18 protein-coding genes are annotated in these 23,671 nt (G+C 69.4%); 10 read left to right on the forward strand and 8 right to left on the reverse strand.

What is annotated here, in order from left to right:
- The first annotated feature begins 198 nt into the window (after window positions 1-198).
- Complete coding sequence (locus LNW71_RS34100; protein ID WP_250971709.1) at window positions 199-1,014, forward strand: RNA polymerase sigma factor SigF; 816 nt, start codon at window positions 199-201, stop codon at window positions 1,012-1,014.
- A 164-nt stretch (window positions 1,015-1,178) separates the two neighbouring features.
- Window positions 1,179-2,033 carry a VOC family protein gene (locus LNW71_RS34105; RefSeq protein ID WP_374119491.1) on the forward strand — a complete coding sequence of 285 codons (855 nt, stop codon included), beginning with the start codon at window positions 1,179-1,181 and terminating at the stop codon, window positions 2,031-2,033.
- Window positions 2,034-2,130: 97 nt separating this feature from the next.
- On the opposite strand, the gene LNW71_RS34110 is transcribed toward LNW71_RS34105, so the two are convergent.
- Window positions 2,131-2,985 (reverse strand): alpha/beta fold hydrolase, encoded by an 855-nt coding sequence (locus LNW71_RS34110; RefSeq protein WP_250971710.1) that lies wholly within the window; start codon window positions 2,983-2,985, stop codon window positions 2,131-2,133.
- Window positions 2,986-3,235: 250 nt separating this feature from the next.
- Between LNW71_RS34110 and LNW71_RS34115 the strand changes: the two genes are divergently transcribed.
- Window positions 3,236-3,910 (forward strand): AIM24 family protein, encoded by a 675-nt coding sequence (locus LNW71_RS34115; RefSeq protein ID WP_250971711.1) that lies wholly within the window; start codon window positions 3,236-3,238, stop codon window positions 3,908-3,910.
- A gap of 369 nt (window positions 3,911-4,279) precedes the next feature.
- Here the strand turns inward: LNW71_RS34115 and LNW71_RS34120 are convergent, their stop codons facing one another.
- Window positions 4,280-5,833, reverse strand: a complete 1,554-nt coding sequence (locus LNW71_RS34120; protein ID WP_250971712.1) for a glycosyltransferase family 39 protein — start codon at window positions 5,831-5,833, stop codon at window positions 4,280-4,282.
- Window positions 5,834-6,834: 1,001 nt separating this feature from the next.
- Here LNW71_RS34120 and LNW71_RS34125 point away from each other — a divergent pair.
- The gene (locus tag LNW71_RS34125) at window positions 6,835-9,657 is read left to right on the forward strand and encodes a PQQ-dependent sugar dehydrogenase (RefSeq protein ID WP_250971713.1); all 2,823 of its coding nucleotides are present in this window, start codon (window positions 6,835-6,837) and stop codon (window positions 9,655-9,657) included.
- Window positions 9,654-11,432, forward strand: a complete 1,779-nt coding sequence (locus LNW71_RS34130; protein WP_250971714.1) for a ThuA domain-containing protein — start codon at window positions 9,654-9,656, stop codon at window positions 11,430-11,432. Before LNW71_RS34125 ends, LNW71_RS34130 begins: the two co-directional genes overlap by 4 nt.
- Window positions 11,433-12,045: 613 nt before the next feature.
- Here LNW71_RS34130 and LNW71_RS34135 read toward each other — a convergent pair.
- Both LNW71_RS34135 and LNW71_RS34140 read right to left on the reverse strand, forming a co-directional pair.
- A complete protein-coding gene (locus LNW71_RS34135; RefSeq protein WP_250971715.1) occupies window positions 12,046-12,651 on the reverse strand; it encodes a hypothetical protein in 606 nt (201 codons plus the stop codon).
- 726 nt (window positions 12,652-13,377) lie between these two features.
- Entirely contained in the window at window positions 13,378-14,649 is a 1,272-nt protein-coding gene (locus tag LNW71_RS34140; RefSeq protein ID WP_250971716.1) for an MFS transporter, read from the reverse strand.
- A 123-nt stretch (window positions 14,650-14,772) separates the two neighbouring features.
- On the opposite strand from LNW71_RS34140, the gene LNW71_RS34145 reads away from it, so the two are divergent.
- On the forward strand, window positions 14,773-15,378 hold the full coding sequence (locus LNW71_RS34145; RefSeq protein ID WP_250971717.1) for an ABATE domain-containing protein: 606 nt from the start codon (window positions 14,773-14,775) through the stop codon (window positions 15,376-15,378).
- Between the two features lie 210 nt (window positions 15,379-15,588).
- Here the strand turns inward: LNW71_RS34145 and LNW71_RS34150 are convergent, their stop codons facing one another.
- Window positions 15,589-16,437, reverse strand: a complete 849-nt coding sequence (locus LNW71_RS34150; protein WP_250971718.1) for a helix-turn-helix transcriptional regulator — start codon at window positions 16,435-16,437, stop codon at window positions 15,589-15,591.
- Between the two features lie 138 nt (window positions 16,438-16,575).
- Between LNW71_RS34150 and LNW71_RS34155 the strand changes: the two genes are divergently transcribed.
- On the forward strand, window positions 16,576-17,355 hold the full coding sequence (locus tag LNW71_RS34155) for an NAD(P)H-dependent oxidoreductase (RefSeq protein WP_250971719.1): 780 nt from the start codon (window positions 16,576-16,578) through the stop codon (window positions 17,353-17,355).
- 236 nt (window positions 17,356-17,591) lie between these two features.
- On the opposite strand, the gene LNW71_RS34160 is transcribed toward LNW71_RS34155, so the two are convergent.
- The gene (locus LNW71_RS34160; protein WP_250972248.1) at window positions 17,592-18,071 is read right to left on the reverse strand and encodes a diadenosine tetraphosphate hydrolase; all 480 of its coding nucleotides are present in this window, start codon (window positions 18,069-18,071) and stop codon (window positions 17,592-17,594) included.
- A gap of 148 nt (window positions 18,072-18,219) precedes the next feature.
- Window positions 18,220-18,903, reverse strand: coding sequence for a ScbR family autoregulator-binding transcription factor (locus tag LNW71_RS34165; protein WP_250971720.1), 684 nt, complete (start codon window positions 18,901-18,903; stop codon window positions 18,220-18,222).
- Between the two features lie 141 nt (window positions 18,904-19,044).
- Here LNW71_RS34165 and LNW71_RS34170 point away from each other — a divergent pair, with 141 nt between their 5' ends.
- From LNW71_RS34170 to LNW71_RS34180, 3 genes are all read left to right on the forward strand, one after another.
- On the forward strand, window positions 19,045-20,169 hold the full coding sequence (locus tag LNW71_RS34170) for a ScbA/BarX family gamma-butyrolactone biosynthesis protein (protein WP_250971721.1): 1,125 nt from the start codon (window positions 19,045-19,047) through the stop codon (window positions 20,167-20,169).
- A gap of 491 nt (window positions 20,170-20,660) precedes the next feature.
- Window positions 20,661-21,797 carry an acyl-CoA dehydrogenase family protein gene (locus LNW71_RS34175; protein ID WP_250971722.1) on the forward strand — a complete coding sequence of 379 codons (1,137 nt, stop codon included), beginning with the start codon at window positions 20,661-20,663 and terminating at the stop codon, window positions 21,795-21,797.
- A complete protein-coding gene (locus tag LNW71_RS34180; protein ID WP_250971723.1) occupies window positions 21,794-22,468 on the forward strand; it encodes an HAD-IB family hydrolase in 675 nt (224 codons plus the stop codon). Before LNW71_RS34175 ends, LNW71_RS34180 begins: the two co-directional genes overlap by 4 nt.
- Here the strand turns inward: LNW71_RS34180 and LNW71_RS34185 are convergent.
- Window positions 22,452-23,120 (reverse strand): TetR family transcriptional regulator, encoded by a 669-nt coding sequence (locus LNW71_RS34185; RefSeq protein ID WP_374119492.1) that lies wholly within the window; start codon window positions 23,118-23,120, stop codon window positions 22,452-22,454. The genes LNW71_RS34180 and LNW71_RS34185 overlap by 17 nt on opposite strands.
- Window positions 23,121-23,671 lie beyond the last annotated feature (551 nt).

Here is a 23,671-nt window from a genome sequence, read left to right on the forward strand (position 1 = left end):
GCCGCCAGTTGGCCTTCGCCGCGTATGGGTGAAGCACCACGAAGACTTCATCTCCACACCGGAATGAAGTGGGTGGCTCCGGGTAGTGGCTGCTTCGCGCATGCGCGCACCTCACGTGTCGTCAGAGGGAAAGGGAAAGATCGCGATGTCGACCTCCGCATTCATGCAGGCGCCGACTACCGAGGCCGCCCGGCGCCGATGCTCCCGGAAATCGCCGACCCGCAGAAGATCGCACCGAAGGACGCCCGAGCGATCAGCAAGCTGTTCTTCGACCGGTTGCAGAGTCTCGAAGAGGGCACCGCGGACTACCAGTACGCGCGCAACACCCTGATCGAGATGAACCTGAGCCTGGTGCACTTCGTGGCTGCCCGGTACCGCAACCGCGGCAGCGGTGAGATGGAAGACATCGTGCAGGTGGGCACCATCGGTCTGATCAAGGCCATCGACCGCTTCGAGCTCTCCCGCGAAGTCGAGTTCACCTCCTTCGCGATCCCCTACATCAGCGGCGAGATCAAGCGGTTCTTCCGCGACACCACGTGGTCCGTCCATGTTCCCAGGCGCCTTCAGGAGCTCCGGGTCACCCTGGCCAAGGCGAAGGAGGACTTCGCCACGGCCCTGGGCCGGGAGGCCACGGTCGCCGAACTGGCCGAACATCTGGCGATCAGCGAAGAGGAGGTGACCGAGGGTCTCATCGCCTCCAACGGCTACACCGCGGACTCCCTCGACGTGCCCGTCGACACAGCCGAGAGCGGCGCAGGCGGAGCACCGCGATCCCACGCCGACCTCACCGGCGGCTGCGATCCCGGAATGGAACTGGTCGAGAACCTCCACTCCCTCGCCCCCCTCATGGCAACCCTGGACGAGCGGGAGCTCGCCATCGTGCAGATGCGCTTCGGGCAGGAGATGACACAGGCCCAGATCGGCGAACACCTCGGTCTGTCCCAGATGCACGTCTCACGCCTGCTCAGCCGCATCCTCACCCGCCTCCGCGAAGGCATCCTGACCGAGGACTGACCCGCACCCGCCCGCGCCGAACCCCCCCCCCGGTTTCCCGGCGCGGCAAGCGGACGGCGTGGGCGGGTCGGTGGCCCTCGCGAGATAGGTTCAGTGAGTTGGGTGCGGCAGGGCGGACGAGCGTCTCCCTGCCCGCACACGGTCGAGGTCGATGGAGGAACGCGGTGTCTGTGTCTGGTGCGGAGCAGGTGGTGCCGGTTGCGGGCATGCCGTGCTGGGTCAACCTCATGGTCGGTGACCTGGCCAACGCACGGGCCTTCTACTCGGCGGTGCTCGGCTGGGAGTTCCGCAGGAGTTCCCTGGGCAATCAGTTCGTCGTCGCGTCGGCCGGTGGCCTGCCGGTGGCGGGCATCGGCGAACGCCGGCCCGGACTTGCTCCGGCCTCGGTCTGGACGCCGTACTTCGCGGTGCGCGATGCCGATGTGACAGCGGCCCGGATCCAGGAGCGAGGTGCCACCCTCGCGGTGGGCCCCATCCCTCTGGGGCGTGGGCGCGCCGGGCTGGCCGCCGACCCTGACGGGGCGGCTTTCGGCTTCTGGGAAGGCCCGGCCCTGGCCTGGGAGCCGGGCGAAGGAGGAGGCGCCCCGGCCCGGCTCGATCTGCAGACCCGTGACGCGTTCGACGCGGCGAAGTTCTACGGGGAGGTCTTCGGCTGGGCCACCGAAGAGGGCACCGACGTCGCATACCGGGATCACCACGTCGTCGTCGAGCGGGACACACATCCAGTCCTCTCCCTGCGCGGTGGCGGAGCACAGAATTCCGAGCAGGCACAGCTGCGCCCGCGGTGGCTGGTGAACTTCCCCGTAGCCGATGTCGATCGCGCCGTCGCCGCCGCGATCGGTGCCGGAGGCACCAGGCCTCAGCCGTCAGCCACCGCGTGGGCACCGAAGGGTTCTCCCGAACCCTGCAGGACCCGGACGGCGGTCTGTTCACCCTCAGCCACCGAAGCAGCTGAGACGCGCCAGTGCCGGCCCCTCAGCGGGCGATTGAGGTCTCTGGGCCGGTGCGCGGGCCGCTGACGGGCGCAGCGAGGGCAGTCGCGTGCCGACTGCCTCTCGCTGATGATGGGGTGTTGGTGATCTGACCGGTCCGGTAGGGAGGCCCCCGGTCCAGCCGTCAGGTCAGAAAGTCGTTGACGGCTTCCAGCCAGGCACCAGGCTGATCGATGTGAGCCATGTGCCCTGCCTCTTCGAGGATCACGGCGCGTGCGGAGGGAATCAGGCCCGCTGTCTCGTCGGCCAGGGATGCGGGAAAGATCATGTCCTGCCGACCGTGAAGCAGGAGCAGGGGCAGGCCGAGGGATGCCAGCCGCTGAGCCGCGTCGGCAGGCCGGGGGTCGGGGAGCATCCCGGCCTTCCAGGGGCGCAGCCACTCACCGGAGAATTGGATGCCGGCCAGGCGGTCCAGATAGTCCGGCAGCACTTGCGCCCGCCAGACGTTTGTCGACGCCGAGGCGACGGCGGCGGCGCGGGTGAGTTCTGCCCCGGACAAGGCCGGGTCGGACCACACGACGTTCTCCGCAGCAAGTCGCTCGGTGCGTTCGTGCCAGCCCTCGAAGGCGTTCCCCGGTACTGGAAGGACGCTGCTCGACGCGATGACCAGACGACGTACCCGCTCGGGAAATTCCAGTGCGAACCGTTGGGCGATGAGCCCACCGTAGGAGAACCCGAGAACGTCGGCCTGCGCGGAGTCCAGAGCGTCCAGGACGACCGCGAGATCGCCGGTAGCCGCAGCGGGCGTGTACTGCTCGCTTGCCAGACCACGAGTCGAACGGCCGCAACCGCGTAGATCGGGGAGCACGATCCTGCGGCGGCCGGCCAAGCGATCGAGCGGCTCCCGCAAGTAGGTGTGATCCCAGTCAGGACCCCCATGGATCACGAGCAGTGTGCGCTCGCTGGGGCCCGCACTCTGCGTGACAAAGAGTTCCACGACGGGCTCGGTGGACACGGGGACGGTGCTCATGCTGAACATGGCTTCAGTTTCCCAAGCTCCTCCTCGGCGTCCAACGTTCGTACTCCCGGCTTGGTGCCAAGGCTCGTAGAGCGACTGGGACTTGGGTCGATCAGACGGGCTGCCTACCCGGCGGTCCTTTCCGGAATCGTCCCGTTACGGCATGGGGCCTGCCCCTCTGCTGCACTGTGAGGCAGGGTGCGGAACGTCCGGAAAAGCGGAGTTCGGTCCTCCGTGACTGGGCGGGTGGGGAGGGGGCATTCGCAGCACCATGCAGCGAAATCTTTTCGATCCCGAGAACATCATCCAGCCGGCGCAGGCCCCGGGCCTGACGCAGGAGAACCCGATGGCGGTGCGGTACGCGGTCAAGGGCGACGCGTACGCCCGCCAGGGCACCATGGTCGCCTGGCGCGGCTCCCTGGAGTTCGAGCGGCACGGTCAGGGTGTGGGCAACTTCCTCAAGCGCGCCGTCACGGGGGAAGGCCTGGCCCTCATGAATGTCACCGGCGAGGGTGAGGCGTGGTTCGCCTCGGACGCGGCGCACTGCTTCCTGGTCGACGTGGACGAGAACAACGGCCTCACGGTCAACGGCAAGAACGTCCTGTGCTTCGATGCCTCGCTGAGCTACGACATCACCACGGTGAAGGGCGCCGGAATGGCCGGTGGCGGCCTCTTCAACTGCACGTTCACCGGCACCGGCCGGCTTGCGCTGACCAGTGCGGGCATCCCGCTCGTGCTGCCGGTCTCCCCGGACGCACCGCTCTTCGTGGACACCGATGCGGTGGTCGCGTGGAGCCCGCAGCTGAGCACGTCGCTGCATCGCTCGCAGGGCATCGGCTCCATGCTGAAGGGTGGCTCCGGCGAAGCGGTGCAGCTGAAGCTGGAGGGGCAGGGTCTCGCCGTGGTCAACCCCGGGGAGCCCAAGCCCACGCAACAGACGGCCTGAACCGGGTACGGCAAGTGGCGGGAGATGCCCCAGGTGGCATCTCCCGCGCCCCGGCCCACAGGTCCCGTCGGTTGCTCCGCGCACCGCTCGAAGACGACGCCAGCCGTCGTACGGGTGGCTTCGTAAGTGACGGGCTTTGATTCCATCGGTAGGTCAGTTCTGACTCCACCTGGTGTCTGGGGCCCCGATTCTGTGGGTGAGATTTGACTCCACGTGGCGGCCCCGCTGAGTGTGTGCCCTGTTCACGTATCAGCTACGACGAACGGACATGGACCGCCGGACAATGCTCGGGGTCGGACCGGCGCAAGGGCCAGTGGCGCAGCGATGAGGACGCTTCATGCTGTCCGGCCCCTTCCGCGGGCGGGAGCGTCACGCGTAGTGGCGCAGTTCGGGCCACATCTCGCCCCAGGGACGGCGGGGGCCTGTACAGACGTAAACGCGGCCGCCCCATTCGACGTTGTGCACGCCGTCGGGATTGGAGAGGGCGGCGGCTACGTGGACGTGCCGGAAGTACCCGCGCAGATGGGCGGCGTACTCGGGGGCGTGGTCGGGGCCGGGGGCGACGGCCACCACCGTCGTGGCGTGCGGGTTGCCCGGGCCCCACCACCAGTCGGTGTTGTGGGCGCTCACGGCGGTGGGCAGCCCGGTACCGCGGCCGAGTTCGTTGATGGCGCCGGCCTCGCCGTAGTCCGCCGCGAAGATCACCGCATTCGCCCGCTGCTCGGGTGGGAGACCGTTCCATGCTTGCCGCACCGTGCTGACCAGTTCGGGCCAGCCCAGGGATTCCCCCGAATTGGAGCTGATGCCGTACGTCCAGGCCACGTCGGAGGGCGGCAGCACCGGCAGTACGATCACGGCGAGCAGGGTGGCCGAGGCGGCCGTTCCGATCATCAGGCCGCGCAGCCGGGCCGGGCGGGAGTGCAGCCACCCGTCGAGCGCCACTGCCCCGGCCGCCAGCAGGCACACGTACAGTCCGCCCAGGTAGTACACCTGCGCTCCGGTCGTCACGGCGAACAGCACGAACAGCACGGCGTACGCGGTCACCAGGCACCGCCACAGCGGCCGGCCGGACCGCCACAGGAACCGCAGGCCCGCCACCCACAACGTCGTCATTGCCAGACAGGACATGCCGAGCTGCCCCACGATCCAGGAGAGGATGTTCCCCGGGCCTCCGTTCTCCCCGTTCAACTCCCGCGTCATCTCGAACATCGCCCACCCGTGCCGTGCCTGCCACCACAGATCGGGCAGCACGAGCAGCACGGCTATCACCGCGCCCGCGAGCAGTCGGCGATCGGCCACGGTCCGGCGGGCCGGGCCGAGCAGCACGGCGGCCAGCAGCACGATCCCAAAAATAGCCGCGAGGTGGTTGAACTCCGCGCCGATGCCGACCAGCGCGCCCGCAGCAAGCCACCACCGCGTATCGCCGGTTCGGCCGATCCGTACGACCACGAGCGCGATCGCCGCCCACGCCAGCACTTCGTACGACGTGGTGTTGGCGACGTGCGCGCCGCCCAACAGCACGGGCATGGTGGCGGTCGCGACTGCCGCGAGCAAGTGCGCCCGCCGCGCGCCGCCGAACTCCCGCGCGGTCAAACCGCCCACGACCACCGTGCCCGCGGCGGCCAGCGCCGGCCACAGCCGCAGGCCCGCCTCCGAGACACCGAACAGCGACAGCGAGACCCGGGCCAGCAGCGGCGCCAGCGCCGGCTGGTCCACATAGCTCGCCTGGAGGTGCCGGGCGCAGTCGAGGAAGTAAAGCTCGTCGATGTGGAAGCCGTAGCGCGAGGACAGCACCATCAGCACGGCCAGGACCACCCCCGCGACGGCGAACACCCGCCGGTCCAGCGGGGCGATCCGCCCGTCGGCCTCCCCAGCCCCGTCCGCACGCCGCCCCACGGCCGCCGTGCCTGTCGCGTCCGTCATGCCCGCCCCCTGGCTCATCGGCCTGTCGGCCGAGTCGTCCGCGCGGCCGGAGCGGCCCGGCGTGCACAGTTCCCGGGCCGCTCGTACCTTACGCACCCGGTCCGCGAGCGGTGAAGCGTCCCCGACCAGGCTGCGACGCGCCGGCCGGTGTTGCATGACTTCGAACAGCGGATCCGCTGCCAGGACCCGCAGGATCCGAAGTGGCCGCTGGGGTCCGTGTTCCTCGAACTGACTCTCCGCGCCCTGGCCCCTGCCCAACGAACCGCACTCCCAGCGGCAGGACGTGCGGCTTCCCCGATGACTTCATCGGCTTTCCGGCCGGAAGGACGCCGACGCGCCCGCTCCGCTGGACGGTGCCGTCTTCGTCAGCCTGCGGCGACCCGGGGACGGCCTCCTGCTCGGCGCGGGCGCGGGTGGCTGCAAGGAGGGTAGGAGCCGGTGCCCGGACGCAGCGGCTTCATACGCTTCCGACCACCACACTTGCCGACGCACCCTCGTGCGCCAGGCCGAGCGATGCACTGCCCGGCAGAACCCGCGTGCCGACCTGCCCGCCCGCGGCGGCGGGGAAGTGAGCCAGGTCGAAACGAACGGTTCCCCAGTTCGTGCGGGTGCCCGGTGCCGACCTCGACGCGCCGGCGCCCGCCGAAGGCGACCGGCGGTCGCCGTTGCACCGAGGCGGCAGGGTGATGCAGGGCGGTGACCCGGCAGGTGGGGGCTCGCGCGGCTCCTGCCCGGAGCCGCAGCGCGCCGAACTCGCCCTCGTCGTAACGGAGTCGGGGGCACTCGGCTGGACACGGCCACTTTGTCCCCCCACAGATAAAAGTTCTAGCCTGATGCGTCAAAGGGGTTTCTGGTTCATGAAAAAGCCATTACCTTCCTGATCTGTACCGGACTGCAAGGACACGTTCGCCCACCCTCCTTCCCAGGGCGCCCGTGTCCCCCGGCGCGACGGCGCGCGCCTGTGCGAGACCCCCAGCCCCGTTGACCCACGGAGGATGCGCGTGCACAGGAGACTCACCCGGCCCCTCGCGGCGCTTGCCAGCACCCTGCTCGCTGCCGCGGGCGCCCTCACCGCCCAGCAGAGCACGGCCGAAGCGGCCCCCGCAGCACCCGAGTTCCAGCAGGTCACCCTCGCCAAGGGGGTGGCCGAGACCGGCGAGCCGATGACGCTCACCGTCCTGCCCGACCGGTCCGTCCTGCACACCTCACGGGACGGCACACTGCGCCTCACCGACGCGGCCGGCACCACCAAGGTGGCCGGCAAACTGGACGTCTACTCGCACGACGAGGAAGGCCTCCAGGGCGTCGGCGTCGACCCCGCCTTCACCACCAACCGCTTCGTCTACCTCTACTACGCCCCGAAGCTCTCCACTCCCTCCGGAGACGCCCCCGCGGACGGCTCGGCCGCCGACTTCGCCCCCTTCAACGGCGTCAACCGGCTTTCCCGATTCGTCCTGAAGACGGACGGCACCCTGGACACGGCCAGCGAGAAGAAGGTCCTGGACGTCCCCGCGAGCCGGGGGCTGTGCTGCCACGTCGGCGGCGACATCGACTTCGACGCCCAGGGCAACCTGTACCTCTCCACGGGCGACGACAGCAATCCCTTCGCCTCCGACGGCTACAACCCGATCGACGAGCGGCCCACCCGCAACCCCGCGTACGACGCCCAGCGTTCGGCCGGGAACACCAACGACCTGCGCGGCAAGGTGCTCCGGATCAAGGTCAACGCCGACGGAAGCTACTCCGTGCCGACGGGCAACCTGTTCGCCCCCGGCACCGCGAAGACCCGGCCCGAGATCTACGCCATGGGCTTCCGCAACCCCTTCCGGATGACCGTCGACAAGCCCACCGGCACGGTCTACCTGGGTGACTACGGCCCCGACGCGGGCACCGCGAGTGCTACCCGCGGGCCCGCCGGGCAGGTTGAGTTCAACCGGATCACCAAGGCCGGCAACTACGGCTGGCCCTACTGCACCGGCAAGAACAACGCCTACGTCGACTACAACTTCGCCACCTCGACGTCCGGCGCCGCCTTCTCCTGTTCGGCGCCCAAGAACACCTCGCCGAACAACACCGGCCTGATCGACCTCCCCGCGGCCCAGCCCGCCTGGATCCCGTACGACGGCGGTTCGGTCCCGGAGTTCGGCAGCGGCTCGGAGTCTCCCATGGGCGGTCCGGTCTACCACTACGACGCGGCCTCGACCTCCGAGGTCAAGTTCCCCGAGAGCTTCGACGGAGACTTCTTCGCGGGCGAGTTCGGCCGCAAGTGGATCAAGCGCATCGAGCAGGCCGGCGACGGCACGGTGCAGTCCATCAACGCCTTCCCCTGGCAGGGCACCCAGATCATGGACATGGCCTTCGGCCCGGACGGTGCGCTGTACGTGCTCGACTACGGCACCGGCTACTTCAACGGGGACGAGAACAGCGCGGTCTACCGCATCGAGAACGTCAGCGGCGGACGGTCCCCGCTCGCCCAGGCCTCGGCCGACCGCACCTCGGGCAAATCCCCGTTGGCCGTGCAGTTCTCCTCGGCGGGAACCACCGACCCCGACGGTGATCCGCTGACCTACGCCTGGAAGTTCGGTGACGGCGGTACCTCCACCGCGGCGAGCCCGGCGCACACCTACACCGCCAACGGTCAGTACACCGCCGAGCTGACCGTCTCCGACGGCACAGGCCGGCAGGCGACCGCCTCCGTACTCGTGACCGTGGGCAACACCGCGCCCACCGTGAAGCTGGAACTGCCCCTCGACGGCCGGATCATCGACCCGGGCGCGGCGGTGCCGTTCAAGGTGACCGTCACCGACCCGGAGGACGGCACCATCGACTGCTCGAAGGTCAAGGTCACCTTCATCATCGGCCACGACAGCCACGGCCACCCGCAGACCTCGGCGACCGGCTGTTCCGGCACCGTGCAGACCATCGCCGACGGCGAGCACGACCCGAACGCCAACATCTTCGGCGTCTGGGACGCCGAATACACCGACAAGGGGGCAGCCGGGCAGCCCGCCCTGACCACCCACGACGAGCACATCAGCCAGCCCAGCCACCGCCAGGCCGAGCACTACGGAGGCTCCGCCGGGGTGACGGTCGTCAGCCACACCGCGGCCCACGGAGGCAAGACGGTGGGCAACATCGAGAACGGTGACTGGATCTCCTTCAAGCCCTACGCCCTCGACAACGCCACCAAGCTGACCGCCCGCGTCTCCTCCGCCGGCGCCGGCGGCACGATCGAGGTACGGGCGGGCTCGCCCACCGGCACTCTGCTCGGGTCCGTGGCCGTCCCCGTCACCGGTGACTGGGAGACGTTCCAGGACGTCTCCGCGAACCTGACCAGCCGCCCGGCCGGCACCACCACGCTCCACCTCGTCTTCAAGGGCGGCAGCGGAGCCCTCTTCGACGTGGACGAGTTCCAGATCGCCACCTCCGGTGCGACGGGTCCGCGTGAGGGTGCGATCACCGGTATCGGTGGCAAGTGTGTGGACGTGGCCGGTGCCGCGTCGGCGGACGGGACGCAGATCCAGTTGTACACGTGCAATCAGACGGCTGCCCAGAAGTGGACGGTCGGTACGGACAGCACGTTGCGGGCTCTCGGCAAGTGCATGGACATCAGTGGTGGAGGTTCGGCCGACGGGACGAAGGTGCAGCTCTGGGGTTGCAACGGTTCCGGGGCGCAGCTGTGGGCCCCGCAGTCCGACGGGACGCTGAAGAACCCGCAGTCCGGCAAGTGCCTCGACGCCGAGGGTGTCTCCTCCGCGGACCGCACCAAGCTCCATCTGTGGGCCTGCGGCACCGGTGCCAACCAGAAGTGGATCCTGCCATGAGCCGAAGAACGGTCCGCCCCCTCGGGCGCCTCGCACGCTGGGCCGCCTGCGGTCTGCTCGGCGTCGCCGCCCTGCCCGCGACGGTCGCGACGGCCGCCCCCGAGCGCGCCGCACCCCTCCTGACATCCGCACCGGCGAAGGCGGCGGCCGCCGACCCCGCGTACGACGTACTGGTCTTCTCCAAGACCGCCGGTTTCCGCCACTCCTCCATCGACGAAGGCATCACCGCCCTGCGCGAGCTGGGCGCGGCGAACAACTTCACTGTCACGGCGACCGAGGACGCCGCCGCCTTCAGTCCGTCGAACCTCGCCGGGTACGAGGCCGTCGTCTTCCTCTCCACCACCGGTGACGTCCTCAACGCCGCCCAGCAGACCGCCTTCGAGGGATACATGGCAGCCGGCGGCGGCTACGTGGGTGTCCACGCGGCGGCCGACACCGAGTACGACTGGAGCTGGTACGCGGGCCTGGCCGGCGCCCTGTTCCAGTCCCACCCGGCCATCCAGCCCGCCACGGTCAAGGTGGAGGACCGCGCTCACGACGCCACCGCCCACCTCGGCACCACCTGGCAGCGCACCGACGAGTGGTACAACTACCGCACCAACCCGCGCACTTCCGCCCACGTCCTGGCCTCGCTCGACGAGTCCAGCTACAGCGGCGGCAGCATGAGCGGCGACCACCCCATCGCCTGGTGCAAGGACTACGCCGGCGGGCGGGCCTTCTACACCGGCGGCGGCCACACCGAGGAGTCCTACACCGACCCCGCCTTCCGCCGGCATCTGCTCGGCGGTATCCGGTGGGCGGCCGAGCTGACCGAGGCCGACTGCCGTCCGGAGACCGGCTACACCACCCTCTACGGGACCTCGGGCACCACCGGCTGGAAGCAGGCCGGCCCGGGCTCGTTCGCCGAATCCGACGCCACCCTGACCTCCCGCGGCGGCCTCGGCCTCCTCTGGTACCAGGCCAAGGAGTACACGTCGTACTCCCTGAAACTCGACTGGCGGCAGGCCGGCGACGACAACTCGGGTGTCTTCGTGGGCTTCCCCGCCTCCGACGACCCCTGGTCGGCCGTCGACAACGGGTACGAGATCCAGATCGACGCCACCGACACCCCCGACCGCACCACCGGCTCCGTCTACGGCTTCAAGTCCGCCGACCTCACCGCCCGTGACGCGGCGCTGAACCCGCCGGGGGAGTGGAACACCTACGAGATCCGGGTCGAGGGCGAGCGCCTGCAGGTCTTCCTCAACGGCCGCCGGATCAACGACTTCACCAACACCGACCCCGTCCGCAGCCTCCAGCAGGGCCGCATCGGCCTGCAGAACCACGGCGACGGCGACGACGTGTCCTTCCGGAACGTCCGGATCAAGGAACTCGGCGGCACGACCGGTCCTCGGGAGGGTGCCATCACCGGTATCGGCGGCAAGTGCGTCGACGTGGCCGGTGCCGCGTCGGCGGACGGGACGCAGATCCAGTTGTACACGTGCAATCAGACGGCTGCCCAGAAGTGGGCGGTCGGTACGGACAGCACTCTGCGCTCGCTGGGCAAGTGCATGGACGTCAATGGTGGTGGTACGGCGAACGGCACCAAGGTCCAGCTCTGGGGCTGCAACGGTTCCGGAGCCCAGACATGGGCTCCGCAGGCCGACGGCACGCTGAAGAACCCGCAGTCCGGCAAGTGCCTCGACGCCGAGGGTGTCTCCTCCGCCGACCGCACCAAGCTCCACCTGTGGACCTGCGGTACCGGAGCCAACCAGAAATGGGTCCTCCCCGGCTGAGTGACCGCTCGACACCGTCATCGGCGCGGAGGGCGCCGATGACGTGGCCGGCCGCTCCAACGGGCCGGTGACGGCGGCAGGGCGCGACGCCGAAGCGCCCTGCCGCCGTTCCTCGTAACCGCCCCCGCGCCGGACGCTCCGCACCCTCTCGCCCGCGCGTACGGGCGGCACCCGGCCGGTACGAGTGCTCGGGGGACAGGGGGCCGCGGGCACCCGGCACGGTTCGGATCGCACCTGACGTACGAGACGCGGGACCCAGGGCGAAGCTCCGCTGTGTGTCGACGGCCGCAACGGCGTTCGATCGAGGACCGGGCATGCATGTCTGGCAGGGCAACGCCTGGCAGGGCAACTGAACCGTTGAAGCATCCGAGGAGTACTTCGTCTACGACATCGTGGTGGACGACATCGGTGACGCGGCTGCCGGCCGGCAGTTCCGCGGGGCTGGCATCAGGTGGTCCGAGCCGCGAAGCTCTCCACTCACCCGCGCCGCAACACTCTCCCGTTACGACTGCCGGCAGGCCCCGTCAAACGGCACCGACATCAGCCTCGCGCCTCATGGGCAACGGCATGCGGCCTACCGCCGTGCCTTGTGCAAGTGAGTCTGCCGTCGTTCCTACTGGGCGGACTTGGCAGGCTCATCGGGGGAAGTGGCGGTGGCAGGGGTGTAGTACACGGAGCGGCCTTGCTTGGCGCGCTCCAGGAGACCGCGGGCGACCCCCTGTTCCAGGGCGTTGCGCACCACCGGCGCCTGCACGCTGCGCTCCGGGTGGTCGTGGGTCAGTGCTGCGGAGACCTCGGCGGCAGACTTGGGCTCGCTCTGCGCGGACAGGTAACTGGTGGCCAGCTCGACCCAGGTTGCCTCGCCCACCGCCTTGGCCGGAGCGGCCTTCTCGGTGGGAGCCTTGCCGGCAGCCTTCGAAGTCTTGGCCTTGGGTGCCGCCTTGCCCTGACCTGCCGTGCTCTTCCCGCGACGCGCCGCGGGAACCGAAGCCTTCTTCCCGGCCTTGGCCTTTTCCGTGGCAGGCTCGCCGGCACCGACGAGGACATCCTGCATCTTCACCAGGACCTGCTCGCTCACCTCGAGCTGGAGCAGCTCATCCTGCAGCCGGGTCAGTTCGGTACGTACCCGCTCCTGCTCGCTCTTGTTGGCCGTAAGGTCTTCTGTGACCTTCCGCGCATAACTTGCGGTGACTCCCGCGGTTGCAGCAACTTCAGACATGAGGCCCTGTCTTTCGGAGTGTGAGTGGGGGCGATTTTCCCTCATGCTACGTATACCGTGGCGCGGCGGATTGCCAGGAGTCACTTCACCACCTCATGCACACACTCCGCCGGGCCCGAACGGACAAGGCCCGCCTCCTGGGTGGCTCGCAGGCCAACGGGAGTGTTGCGTCACATCTTTCGGTTCGCCGAGGCCATCCGCCTGGCGCGGCGGGCACATATATTCGTGTGCAGCACGTGACGGCTCGCGCGATGGATGCGGGGCTCATGAGTTCTTGGTGAGTCATCCGGGGGCCGGGAGGACACGCGCCCATGCCTGCCGAGTGGGTCGTGCCCGTGCCTGCGAGGAAGTTCGAGCAGGGTGCCAAGGGGGCCGCGGCACCGGCGGTCAGCGATGCCGTCCACGCGTACGACGGTTTGGCGGGGGCGATGGATTCATGTGCCACAGCCTGCAATTGGACGGACTGCCGGTCCTTCACTGCGAGCAGTGAAGGGCCGGACCGCAGCGCTCGGGGCGCAGCTCCACCGTTCAGGTGCGCGCCGCACCACCGGATGCGTTGTGCGGAGTGTCGGCACACCGTGTTGCAGACTTCCGCCTTGTGCGGCGGTGCGGTGAACCGCAGGAGAGGGCAGAGGTCTGCGCTGACGACACTTTCGGGTACGTGGACCACCTAAGACGGTGTCCTGCATGGCGCTGCTGTGTGCGTGGGTGCCTCGTTCGGATACCTCAGCGGCCGGCGGGGACGCCGTCCTTGCCTTCTGATGCCGAGGTCCCTGTCGCCGCGACCGGAGCGGTTGTCGTGATCGGCCGGCTTCTCACGGCATGGCGGAGCACGGCCAGCCCGGCGAGGATCGCGACCAGGGCGCACACACCGGTCCAGCCGAGGGTGGAGTAGGCGCGGACGCCGAGCCACGAGCCGGCGCTGCCGCCCAGGAACGCGCAGGTCATGTAGGCGGTGTTGAGGCGTGCGCGGGCCTCGGGGCGCAGAGCGAAGATGCGGGCCTGGTTGGCCACCTGGCTCGACTGCATGGCCACATCGAGCAGCAGCATACCCGCGCCCAGACCGACGAGGCCGGCGGCGCCGCCCAGGCTTCCGGTCAGCAGGAGTGCCCCGGCCGCGACGGCGCCGGTCATGCAGACGAGGTTCACGGCGTCGGGGCCGTTGCGGTCCGTGCGCCTGCCGGCGATCGGGGTGGCGAACATGCTGGCCGCTCCCACAAGGGCGATGAGGCCGACCGCGGGGGTGCCCAGGCCGTAGTGCGGGCCGGTCACGAACAGCGCGAGCGCTGTCCAGGCGGCACTGAACGCGGCGAACACGAGCACCTGGTACTGGCATGAGCGGCGCAGCAACGGTTCGGCGCGCAGCAAATGTACGGAGGCCGCCAGGAGGGCCGGGTACGGCTGGTCGGTGCTCGGAGTGGTGCGGGGCAGGGCGGCCGCCATCGCGAGAGCGAGGACCAGTGCCAGGGCGGCGGCCACCAGATAGGGCGCGCGCCAGCCGAGCCACTCGCCCAGTGTGCCGGAGAACGTGCGGGCCAGGAGGATGCCGCCGATCAGGCCGGAGAGCAGAGTGCCGGTCACCGCGCCCCGGCGCTCGGGCGCGGTCAGTCCGACAGCCATGGGGATGAGGATCTGCGGCACCACGGTGGTCAGGCCGACGAGTGCGCTTGCGAGGGCCAGGACGGTGAGCGAGGTAGCTGTCCCGGCCAGTACGAGTCCTGCACAGGTGAGGAGCAGCAGGGTGGTGACGAGGCTGCGGTGCCGCAACCGGTCACCGAGCGGGACCAGCAGGAAGATGCCTGCGGCGTAACCGAGTTGGGCGCAGGTGACGACGAGGGCGGCGGATGCGGAGGTCACACCCAGGTCGTGCGCGATCAGCGGGCTGATCGCCTGGGGGAAGTAGATGTTGGCCACCGCGATGCCGCAGGCGAGAGAGAGGAGCAGGATCAGCGGCTGGCTCAGGGCCGGAGGGGCGGAAGATTCGGGACTGGCGGACATGATGCACACCTCGGCCGTGAAGGGGACGGAGAAGGAGACGAGTGGCGGACCACTCCGGCAGAACCGGTTTAACAGGTTCCGTCAACGTACCAGTTAAACCGGTTCCCCAGTAGAGTGACTTTCATGGCTCTGATTCCCGAACCGGCGACTCCTCGCTTCCGCAGCGGTGCTGGTCGGCTATGCCTCGACTTCATGCGCACCCTGCGGCTGCGAGGCATGGACGGCGCCAACGAAGAACTGGTCACCGCCCATGACTTGGCCGACTGGGTCGCGCAGTTGGGGCCGTTTCCCGCTGATGTCGTCATCCCGGCTCCGACGCAGGCAGTGCTCGGCGAGGCGCGGGCACTACGGGAAGCGGTTCACGGGCTGCTGACGGCGGCTCGTGGCGAAGGCGGCCCTGCCACCTGCCCCCAGGCCGACCGGGAACTGTTGAACGCGGCCGCCGCAGGCGCTCCTCCGGCCCCGCTGCTCGACGACGACGGCGGGGTGGTCTGGACGGCCGAGGATCTGGTCGGCACAGTCCTGGCGGACATCGCACGCGATGCCATCACGCTGGCCACGTCCCCCGCCATGGCACGGGTACGTGCCTGCTCCGGGCCTCACTGCGCCGCCTGGTTCCTTGACACGTCCCGTCCCGGCAACCGGCGTTGGTGCTCCATGGAGACGTGCGGGAACAAGTCCAAGAAGAGCACCTGGCGCACCAGGCATGTGACGACGGCCGGCGCCTGACCACAGTCACCGGATGACCTCAGCAGCCCCCGGCGGACGTGGCGATGGTCGGCTGCCGCAAGGACTTGCTCCCAGCGGCGGGATCGTTGACCGGGGTGAGCCGCCGGGCTGAAGAACGGCCCGGCCGAGGTCGAGGACGGGTGTCGTGGCACGTGCGTCAGGTGGGTCGCCGGCCGAGGTACGCCGGCAAGGAACCTGGGCGTTCTCGGATTACTCGCGAACCTGGGCGTTCACTGCGGGATGCGCGTCGCCGCTGTCCGAGTCCAGGCCCGCGAGCAGGCGCAGTCCGTCCTCGGCGGGACTGCCGGAGGCCGCGGACAGCACCAGGAGCTCCATGCCTGATTCTTCCGGTAGCGCGAAGTTCTCCTGGTGCAGGTCCAGGAGTCCGACCAGCGGGTGCCTGTACGCCTTGCGCCCATGCGAGCGGGCGCGCACGTCCGCACGGGCCCAGAGGCGGCGGAATCGCTCGCTGCCCATCGCCAGCTCGCCGATGAGCGAGGCCAGGCGCGGGTCGTCGGGGTACTTCCCGGCGGCCAGGCGCAGATGCCCGACCACGTCGAGGGTGCATGTCTCCCAGTCCGCGTAGAGCCCGCGCTCATCCTCCTCGAGGAAGATGTGCCGGGCGGTGTTCAGACCCGGTATCGGCCGGCTGAAGAGGAGCCTGGCGAGCCTGTTCCCCGCGAGCACGTCCAAGCGGTGGTCCATGATCAGCGCGGGCGCGTCGGCGACCAGGTCGAGGACGCGCAGCAGCTCCGGCCGTACCCGCCCGCCCGGCGCCTTCGCACGGCGGCGGCGCTGCCGGGAGAGCCGGTCAAGGTGCCCGCGTTCGGTCTCGTCGAGGCCGAGGACGCGGGCGAGTGCGTCGAGGACCTGCTCGGAAGGCTGAGTCGCGCGGCCCTGCTCCAGGCGTACGTAGTAGTCGACGCTGACTCCGGACAGGTGTGCGACCTCTTCGCGGCGCAGTCCTTCGACCCGGCGGCGGCTGTCGGTGGGGATGCCGACGGCTGCCGGGTCGACTCGGGAGCGCCGGGTCCGTAGGAAGCCCGCAAGATCGTCCATGCCCCCAGTATGACCACGACACCGCCAGTGAAGGTGGCCCTGCCGATACCAGGAAGTCCCGTCCGACGGAAGAGGCGCCCCTGAACACCGGGCGCTGCGTCGCCCAGGATCGAAGGCATCCGATCCGAAGGAGTTCCCATGAAGACGCTGATCGTCCACGCCCACCCGGAGCCGAAGTCGCTCAACAGCTCACTGAAGGACCTCGCGGTGTCCACCCTGGAGGGCGCCGGGCACGAGGTGCGGGTGAGTGATCTGTACGCGATGAACTGGAAGGCGATGGTGGACGCCGCGGACTACGGCTCCCACGCCTCAAGTCCGTTGAAGGTCGCCCTGGACTCGGGCCGCGCCTTCGACGCGGGGACGCTCACCCCGGACGTCCTCGCCGAGCAGGAGAAGTTGCTGTGGGCCGACACGATCATCTTCCAGTTCCCGCTGTGGTGGTACTCCATGCCCGCGATCCTCAAGGGCTGGGTGGACCGGGTGTTCACCTATCGCTTCGCGTACGGCGTCGGCGAACACAGCGACACCAAGTACGGCGAGCGCTTCGGTGAAGGAACCCTCGCAGGCAGGAGGGCCATGCTGTCGGTGACAGCCGGCGGCCCGGAGTCGCATTACACCGCTCGCGGCATCAACGGCCCCATCGACGATCTGCTGTTCCCGATCCACCACGGCATCCTCTACTACCCCGGCATCGAGGTGCTGCCGCCGTTCGTGCTGTACGGCACCGACCGGATGTCCGGCGAGGAGTACCCGCTCGTCGCCAAGGCCTGGGAGCAGCGCCTGCTCACTCTGGAATCGACCGAGCCGATCGCGTTCCGGCGGCAGAACTACGGTGACTACGAGATCCCCTCGCTGCACCTGAAGGAGGGCCTGGAGCCCGCGGGCCGCACGGGCTTCGGGCTGCACGTGCGCGGCTGACAGCCGGCGGCGGACCGGACGGGCTGGGACGCGAACCCGAGGAGCAGCCGGAGGGGCCGTGGCGGTGGTGAGGGTGAACACCACCGCCGGGGACGGCCACCCCGGGTATTCCTCTCTGTCCCATCTGTGACGGAGCGTTCACGGCCGCCCACCCCGACATCACCAATCGCGCTCGGAGGAGCCCTCGTACGGCGACTTCAGTGAAACTCTGCTGACCGTCGGCAGGCCCGCCACCGTCAGAGTCTCGAGCGCAACTTGTCCAGTTCGCTGCCGATCGCCTCCCGCAGCACATCATGCTGCGGACCGAGCCTGACCTGCTCGTCACTCCATCGCTCACGCGGATAGAGCCACACCGGACCACCCACCACATCGGCCGGTTCCCAATCGAACCGCGGCCACACATGCGCATGCAGGAACGGATCCGTGTTCCCCAGGATCTCAAGATTCACCCGTCGGAAAGCCGGATCCAGCCGCGAGCAGGCTCGTTCAACCGCTTCACCGAGCTGGTCCATGTCGGACAGGAACGACAGCCGCTTCGCTTTCGGCAGGTCGGACAGCCGCTGCACATCTGGTTCATCCACGAGAAGAACCGAGTACCCCGGCAGGAACTGAACGTCCCCGATCACCGCGAACCCCGACGTCAACCGCCGTAAGACGGTGGGGTTCTCACCCCGCAACGCAGTCCCGATCCGGTCCGTCTGCCAATCACCAGTCACGGCAAGAACCTGCCTGTCAGTGATCAAGTACCGCTCCTCGCTCCCTACCCTACTCACGAAGTGCAAGGACCAAGTAGCTGGGAGAGGAGCAGCCCAGCCGTTTCAAAGATCCCCACGGGAACTCGCGGGACGCCGCACAGGTCCCGGCTCAGTCTGCACGGCGGTGTTGTCGGGCGGAGGGACAGGTCTGCAGTGCGTCGCGGCAGGAGGGGAGTACCGCCTCGATCACTTCCAGGGTGCGGTCGGCGATGTCACTGCGATTGTGCAGGACCCAGGAGATGTGCTGGGTGCCGAAAAATGCCGAGACGATCACGCGTGCGAGGGCCCTCGGCGGGGCGGCGTGCTGCAACTCGCCCTGTTCGTCAGCCATCTCGAGCCACGCACACACCATGCGCGTGTAGTTCTGGAAAGGTACGGGCAGATCGATTCCGATCAGCGCACGTTCGATCTGGAGCCTCGCACCGGCCTGCATCACGGTGTCGTCCCGCAGTGCGAGGGCTGTGCGGGTCAGGAGCTCGGCCACGGACGCCAGCGGGGAGAGTCCGAGGTCCTCCACAGTCTGCGCTATGGCAGGCAGGCGTTCGTAGAACTCGGAAGTGACAGCGTGCGCGAGAGCTTCCTTGTTCGTGTAGTGGAAGTACACCGCCCCCTTGGTCATGCCGGCGAGCTGGGCCACGTCCAGGATCGTCACGGAGGGGTACCCCTTGTCCGCGAACAGCTGGGAGGCGGCGCGGAGGATGCCCTCCCGCGTCCGGATGGCACGTTCCTGCTTGAGCTCCTTGCCGGCGGCGGAAGCCGCCCTGTTGCTCAAGCCCTCTGCTGCGCCGTTCATTGATGGTCTCCAGACTCAGTCGTGATTTTCGCCGCACACAAAGGAGTTGTCCATGAAATAAACCTTCGCGAAGGTAGATTCATGCACAAGGGGCGGCCCGTACGAGGTTGTCCCAGATGCTTGACGGGGGGAGATGGTGACATGCAGAACTTCCGGGGGAGCGCCGGAGCGGCGGGGCGCGATGCCGCGGCTCGGCAGGAGCACGGCTTGACGTTTCAGCGAACCATTCCGCGGCACATGGTGCACCGTGCGGCGGTGGCGGAGGTCTTCGTGACCGACGCGGTGTCGCTGGGCGAAGACCGCTTCCTGGTAGGAGCGCAGTGGCCCCGCGACCACGCGCTGTACCACCCGGACGCGGAGGGGCGCAGCGATCCGCTGCTGGTGGCCGAGACGATCCGTCAGGCCCTTGTGTACCTTGCGCACTGGTACTACAGGGTGCCGCTGACCCATCACTTCGTCGGCCGCGACATCGACTTCGAGGTCACGGACATCGATGCCCTGCGCATCGGCCCGCAGCCACTCCCGGTGGTTCTGGACGCGCGTTGGGTCTGGGTGGACAACAGGCCGCCGCAGCGATACGGGATGCGGCTGGAAGTCGGGCTGAGCGTCGGAGGCAGGGAGTGCGGCCGGGGCAGCCTGCAGGTGATCGCCGTCGACGACCGCAGGTACGAGTTGCTGCGCCGCCGCGCGGGCGGTTCCCCCGCGGCTGGTACCCCGGCCTCCGCCGGAGAGGTGGCCAGGCAGATGCGCGGCAGTCTGGACCCTTCCCTGGTGGGTCGGTTGCGCAGTAAGGACAGTTTCATCGTCCCTGGTGCGTCGCCCGGGCAGTGGCAGCTGAGAGTGGATCCCGATCACGCGATCCTGTTCGACCACCCGACGGACCACGTGCCGTTGATGGTGATACTCGAAGGGATCCGTCAGCTCGGCCATCTGCTGGTCAGCGGACACAGGGGTGAGTCCGGCGGGTTGCGGGTTCTGCCGGTCCTGACGTCCGTAGCCACCGACTGCCAAGCGTTCGCCGAACTTGACGAGCCCATTCATCTGGTCGTCCACAATGAAGGGCGCACGACGGAGACGGCGAACGCCCCGCGAGTGCCTGCGCAGTCTCGACGGACGTGCCGGTCCCTGCCGGAGGGCCCGGACAGTCGCCGCCTGCGCATCGAAGCCGTCCAGGGCGGCAGGCCGGTCGCTGTCACGGACAGTGGCTGGATCGCGCGCGATCTTGAACCAGCAGGGCAGGACGAGGCGTTGGCCGACCACGGTTGATGAACCGCAGCGCTGCCGCTCGGGCGGGAAGTGCCGGTATCGCAGTACAAGGGCCTTCCTCGTCCACAGATGTCGTTGAAGGAGTGACGGTATGAGCCATATACATACCTGGGAGAAGGTATTTAAGCAACGTTCTCGTACGTGCTGTTGACCGCCCGCACCTCCAGCACTCCGTCCCCGGCCGTTGAGCGGCCGAGGACGGCCGCGGCGGCCCCGCCACCGGCGGCGCGGCTCCTCCACGGCCGAGGCCTGCCCGGGCGGATACCCGTGCCACTGCCAGGAGCACCGAACCGGCCCACCGGCCCGGACCAGCGAGCCCACCCACCCGCAACGACCAGCGCCCCGCCCCCTTTTGCTGCCCCGGCGCACCCGCCACCCACCGAAGGAGTGACCGCATGGCAACGCCTGCCGTCTCAGCCGGCTTCCTTGATGCGCGCACACCGGCACCACCCACACCACCGGCCCCACCGTCATCCGGCTTCCGGCAGGAAGTGCTGCTTCACGCGGCCGCCGTCGCAGGCCGCGCCGCGGGCCGGGCCCACAGGGAACGCCGGCTGTCCGCCACGGCCGTGGCCGCGCTGGACGAGGCCGGCTTCGCACGCCATTTCGTCCCCCATCGATGGGGCGGCCGGGAAGGCTCGTTCAGCGATGTCTTCACCGCGGCAGCCACCGTTGCGCAGGGCTGCACGTCGGCGGCGTGGTGCGCGGTCCTGTGGGCGGCGCACGGAAGGTTCGCCTCGTTCCTGCCTCATGCGGCGCAGACGGAGATCTGGGGCACATCGCCCGATGCGCGCATAGCCGCTGCCCTCGCGCCGACGGGCAGTGCGCGGGCAGCCGGCGACGGATGGGTGCTTGAGGGGGAGTGGTCGCCGGTCAGCGGTGTGAATCACGCCGACTGGGTGCTGCTGGCCGCGCGGATGGACGAAGCCCTCGCCGCCTCACGGACCGGCATGTTCGCGGTTCCCCGCGGGGTCGTGGAAGTCCGGGACACCTGGAACAGCGCGGGCATGCGCGGTACGGGCAGCCACACCGTGGTGGTCCGCGACACGTTCGTACCCGAGCACCGCGTCGTGGACCTGCACCGCGTGCTGGCGGGAGAGGGGCCGGCCGGCGGCGCCCGGTGCCGTACCGCACCGGCCCACCTGGCAGGCGGGCTCATGTTCGCCGCCCCGGCACTGGGAGCGGCCCGCGCCGCGCTGAAGGACTGGACGGCGTGGGCCGTCCAGGACGGCGAGGGCGGGGCGAGGCCGTTGAACAGCCTGGGTATCCCGGAGCTTCTCGCCCAGGCGTCCGCGGACATCGACGCCGTCGAACTGCTCTTCAACCAGGCGGCAGAACGTGCCGACACCGCGGACGTCGACAGCGCCCTCGTGGCCCTCAACCGGCGTGATGCCGCCGTTGGTGCCGCTCGGCTGGCCGGCGCGGTCGACTCCCTCCTCCAGCCGGGCGCAGCGCGATCGGGCGACGTGGACGGCGCCCTGCAACAGCGCCGACGCGACGTTCTGACGATCGCTTCGCACGGGGCCCTGCGCCTGGGGCCGGCCGCCACGGCGTACGCGCTGGCCCTCACCCCGCAGGACGCGGCGGATCCGGAGGCCGGGGCGGAGCGCGAAAGGACCGCCCGGTGAGGGCCGCGCCGAACAGGCTGGTGTTCAGCGACGTCGACGAAACGCTGATCACGGGCAAGAGCATGATGGACTTTCTGGACTTCTACTTCATCCGGCGGCACGGGACCACGGGCAGCCTGCACGCCGCACGCACGCGCCAGCACCTGGCCGCAATGCTGTCGTCCGGCGCCCCGAGGGCGGAGCGCAACCGCACCTATTACCAGGCGTGGAAGGGCGAGCGGGCCGCGGAAGTGGCGCAGTGGGGAACTCGCTGGCTGGGGGACAGGCGGCATGAGAAGGGCTTCTACATCGAACGTATCCGGGCCGAGCTCATGCGGCACCGCGCCGACGGTGCCGTACTCGCACTGGTGTCGGGATCGTTTCCCGCAGTACTGGACCCGATTGCCGCAGACATCGGCGCGAAGCACCTGCTGTGCACCCGCCCCGAGGTGCGTGCGGGCATCCTCAGCGGGCGGATCATCGGAAGCCCTGTGATCGCCGAAGGTAAACGGGTGGCCGTGCGAGGCCTGTTGAGACGCCATCCGCACATCGACCCGGCCGACTGCCACGGGTACGGCGATCACATCTCCGACCTGCCGATGCTGACGGAAGTGGGGCACGCCACGGTTGTCGGAGGAGATGCGCGGCTCCTCGCAGCCCTGCCCGGGGCGCGCATCATTCACGTGCGGTGACCGGCGGCCCTTCGCATCCGGTTCGCGCAGGTCCCTGAGCGGGCGTGGCGCCGAAGTCCTCTCCGCCGGGGTCCGGGGGCGCGGACCCCGGCACCAGGTGCCAGATGGCCGACATCTCGGCGGGGCACGTATCGGGTTCGCATTGCGCGGTCGTGTAGTAGACGCCGCAGATCAGGGTGAGCAAGAGGCTGCTCAGCGCTTCCGGGGTCCGGGTGGGACACACCTCGCCACGCTCCTGCGCCTGGCGGACCAGACCGGGGAGCGCCCGGGTCAGCTCCTCGACCACCGGGGGGAGCCGCTGCTCAGCGCGCGCGTTCTCCGCCGTCAGGTGGAAGCCGGCCCTGAAACGGAGGTCTGTCCGCAGCCGGGTCACGAGGGCGACGACGAGGTCGGACAGGACCCCTTCCGCTGCCGGACCGGCCGTCTCCGCCCCGTGGAGCAGCTCACGCCAGGTCTGCTCGAAGGGCGCCGTCAGGGCGGTTGCCAGCGCCTCCTTGGACGGGAAGTGAGCGTAGAGAGCCCCCTTGGTCATGCTGGCCTGCGTGGCGACCCGCTGGAGGTTGGCGCCAGTGTACCCGTGACGCACGAACTCCTTTGCTGCTGCGTCCAGCAACAACGTGTGCGTTCGGCGTGCTCTGTCTTGCTTGACCACGACGTCCCTTCGAGGTCTCTGCCGATCTAAACCGTCGTTGGGGAATCTTTTCCCGTGGCCCGCCCGGTCACAAGCGAGCGGGAGGACAGTTGGCCTGTTTAACACCACCGTTGTTACGGCCAGTCCTCCTGCCGGAAACCGGGGGCCGACGTCTCAAAGTCGTACGGGGAAACTCATGGCCGTCCCCCACCCGCGCTACCGTCCACCGACGACGAGGGCACGCCACGCGCCCTGGGTACGAGCCGCAGGTTCATGCTGCCGGGCCGGAGATCACTCACTCGGGCCGGGCAGCACTCGCTCGTGCCCACACACGTACCGAGCCGGCCCCGCACCCGCCACGGGCGTGGCCACGGGACCCCGGCGCTGCCCCGGGGGCGCGCCGAGCCGCACGAGAGGAACGCCAGCCATGGCCCAGCTGCCGCCGCCGCATGCCCATCCGGCTGGGCTCACCACAGCGCCGCGCGCCTCGGGCCCACCGGAGTCGTCACCTCCCGCGCCCGTGCCGCCCGCCCGGCCGCCCGCACCCATCACGCCCGCCCACGCCCCAGGCT

Source organism: Streptomyces sp. RKAG290 (assembly GCF_023701695.1).
GTDB lineage: Bacteria > Actinomycetota > Actinomycetes > Streptomycetales > Streptomycetaceae > Streptomyces.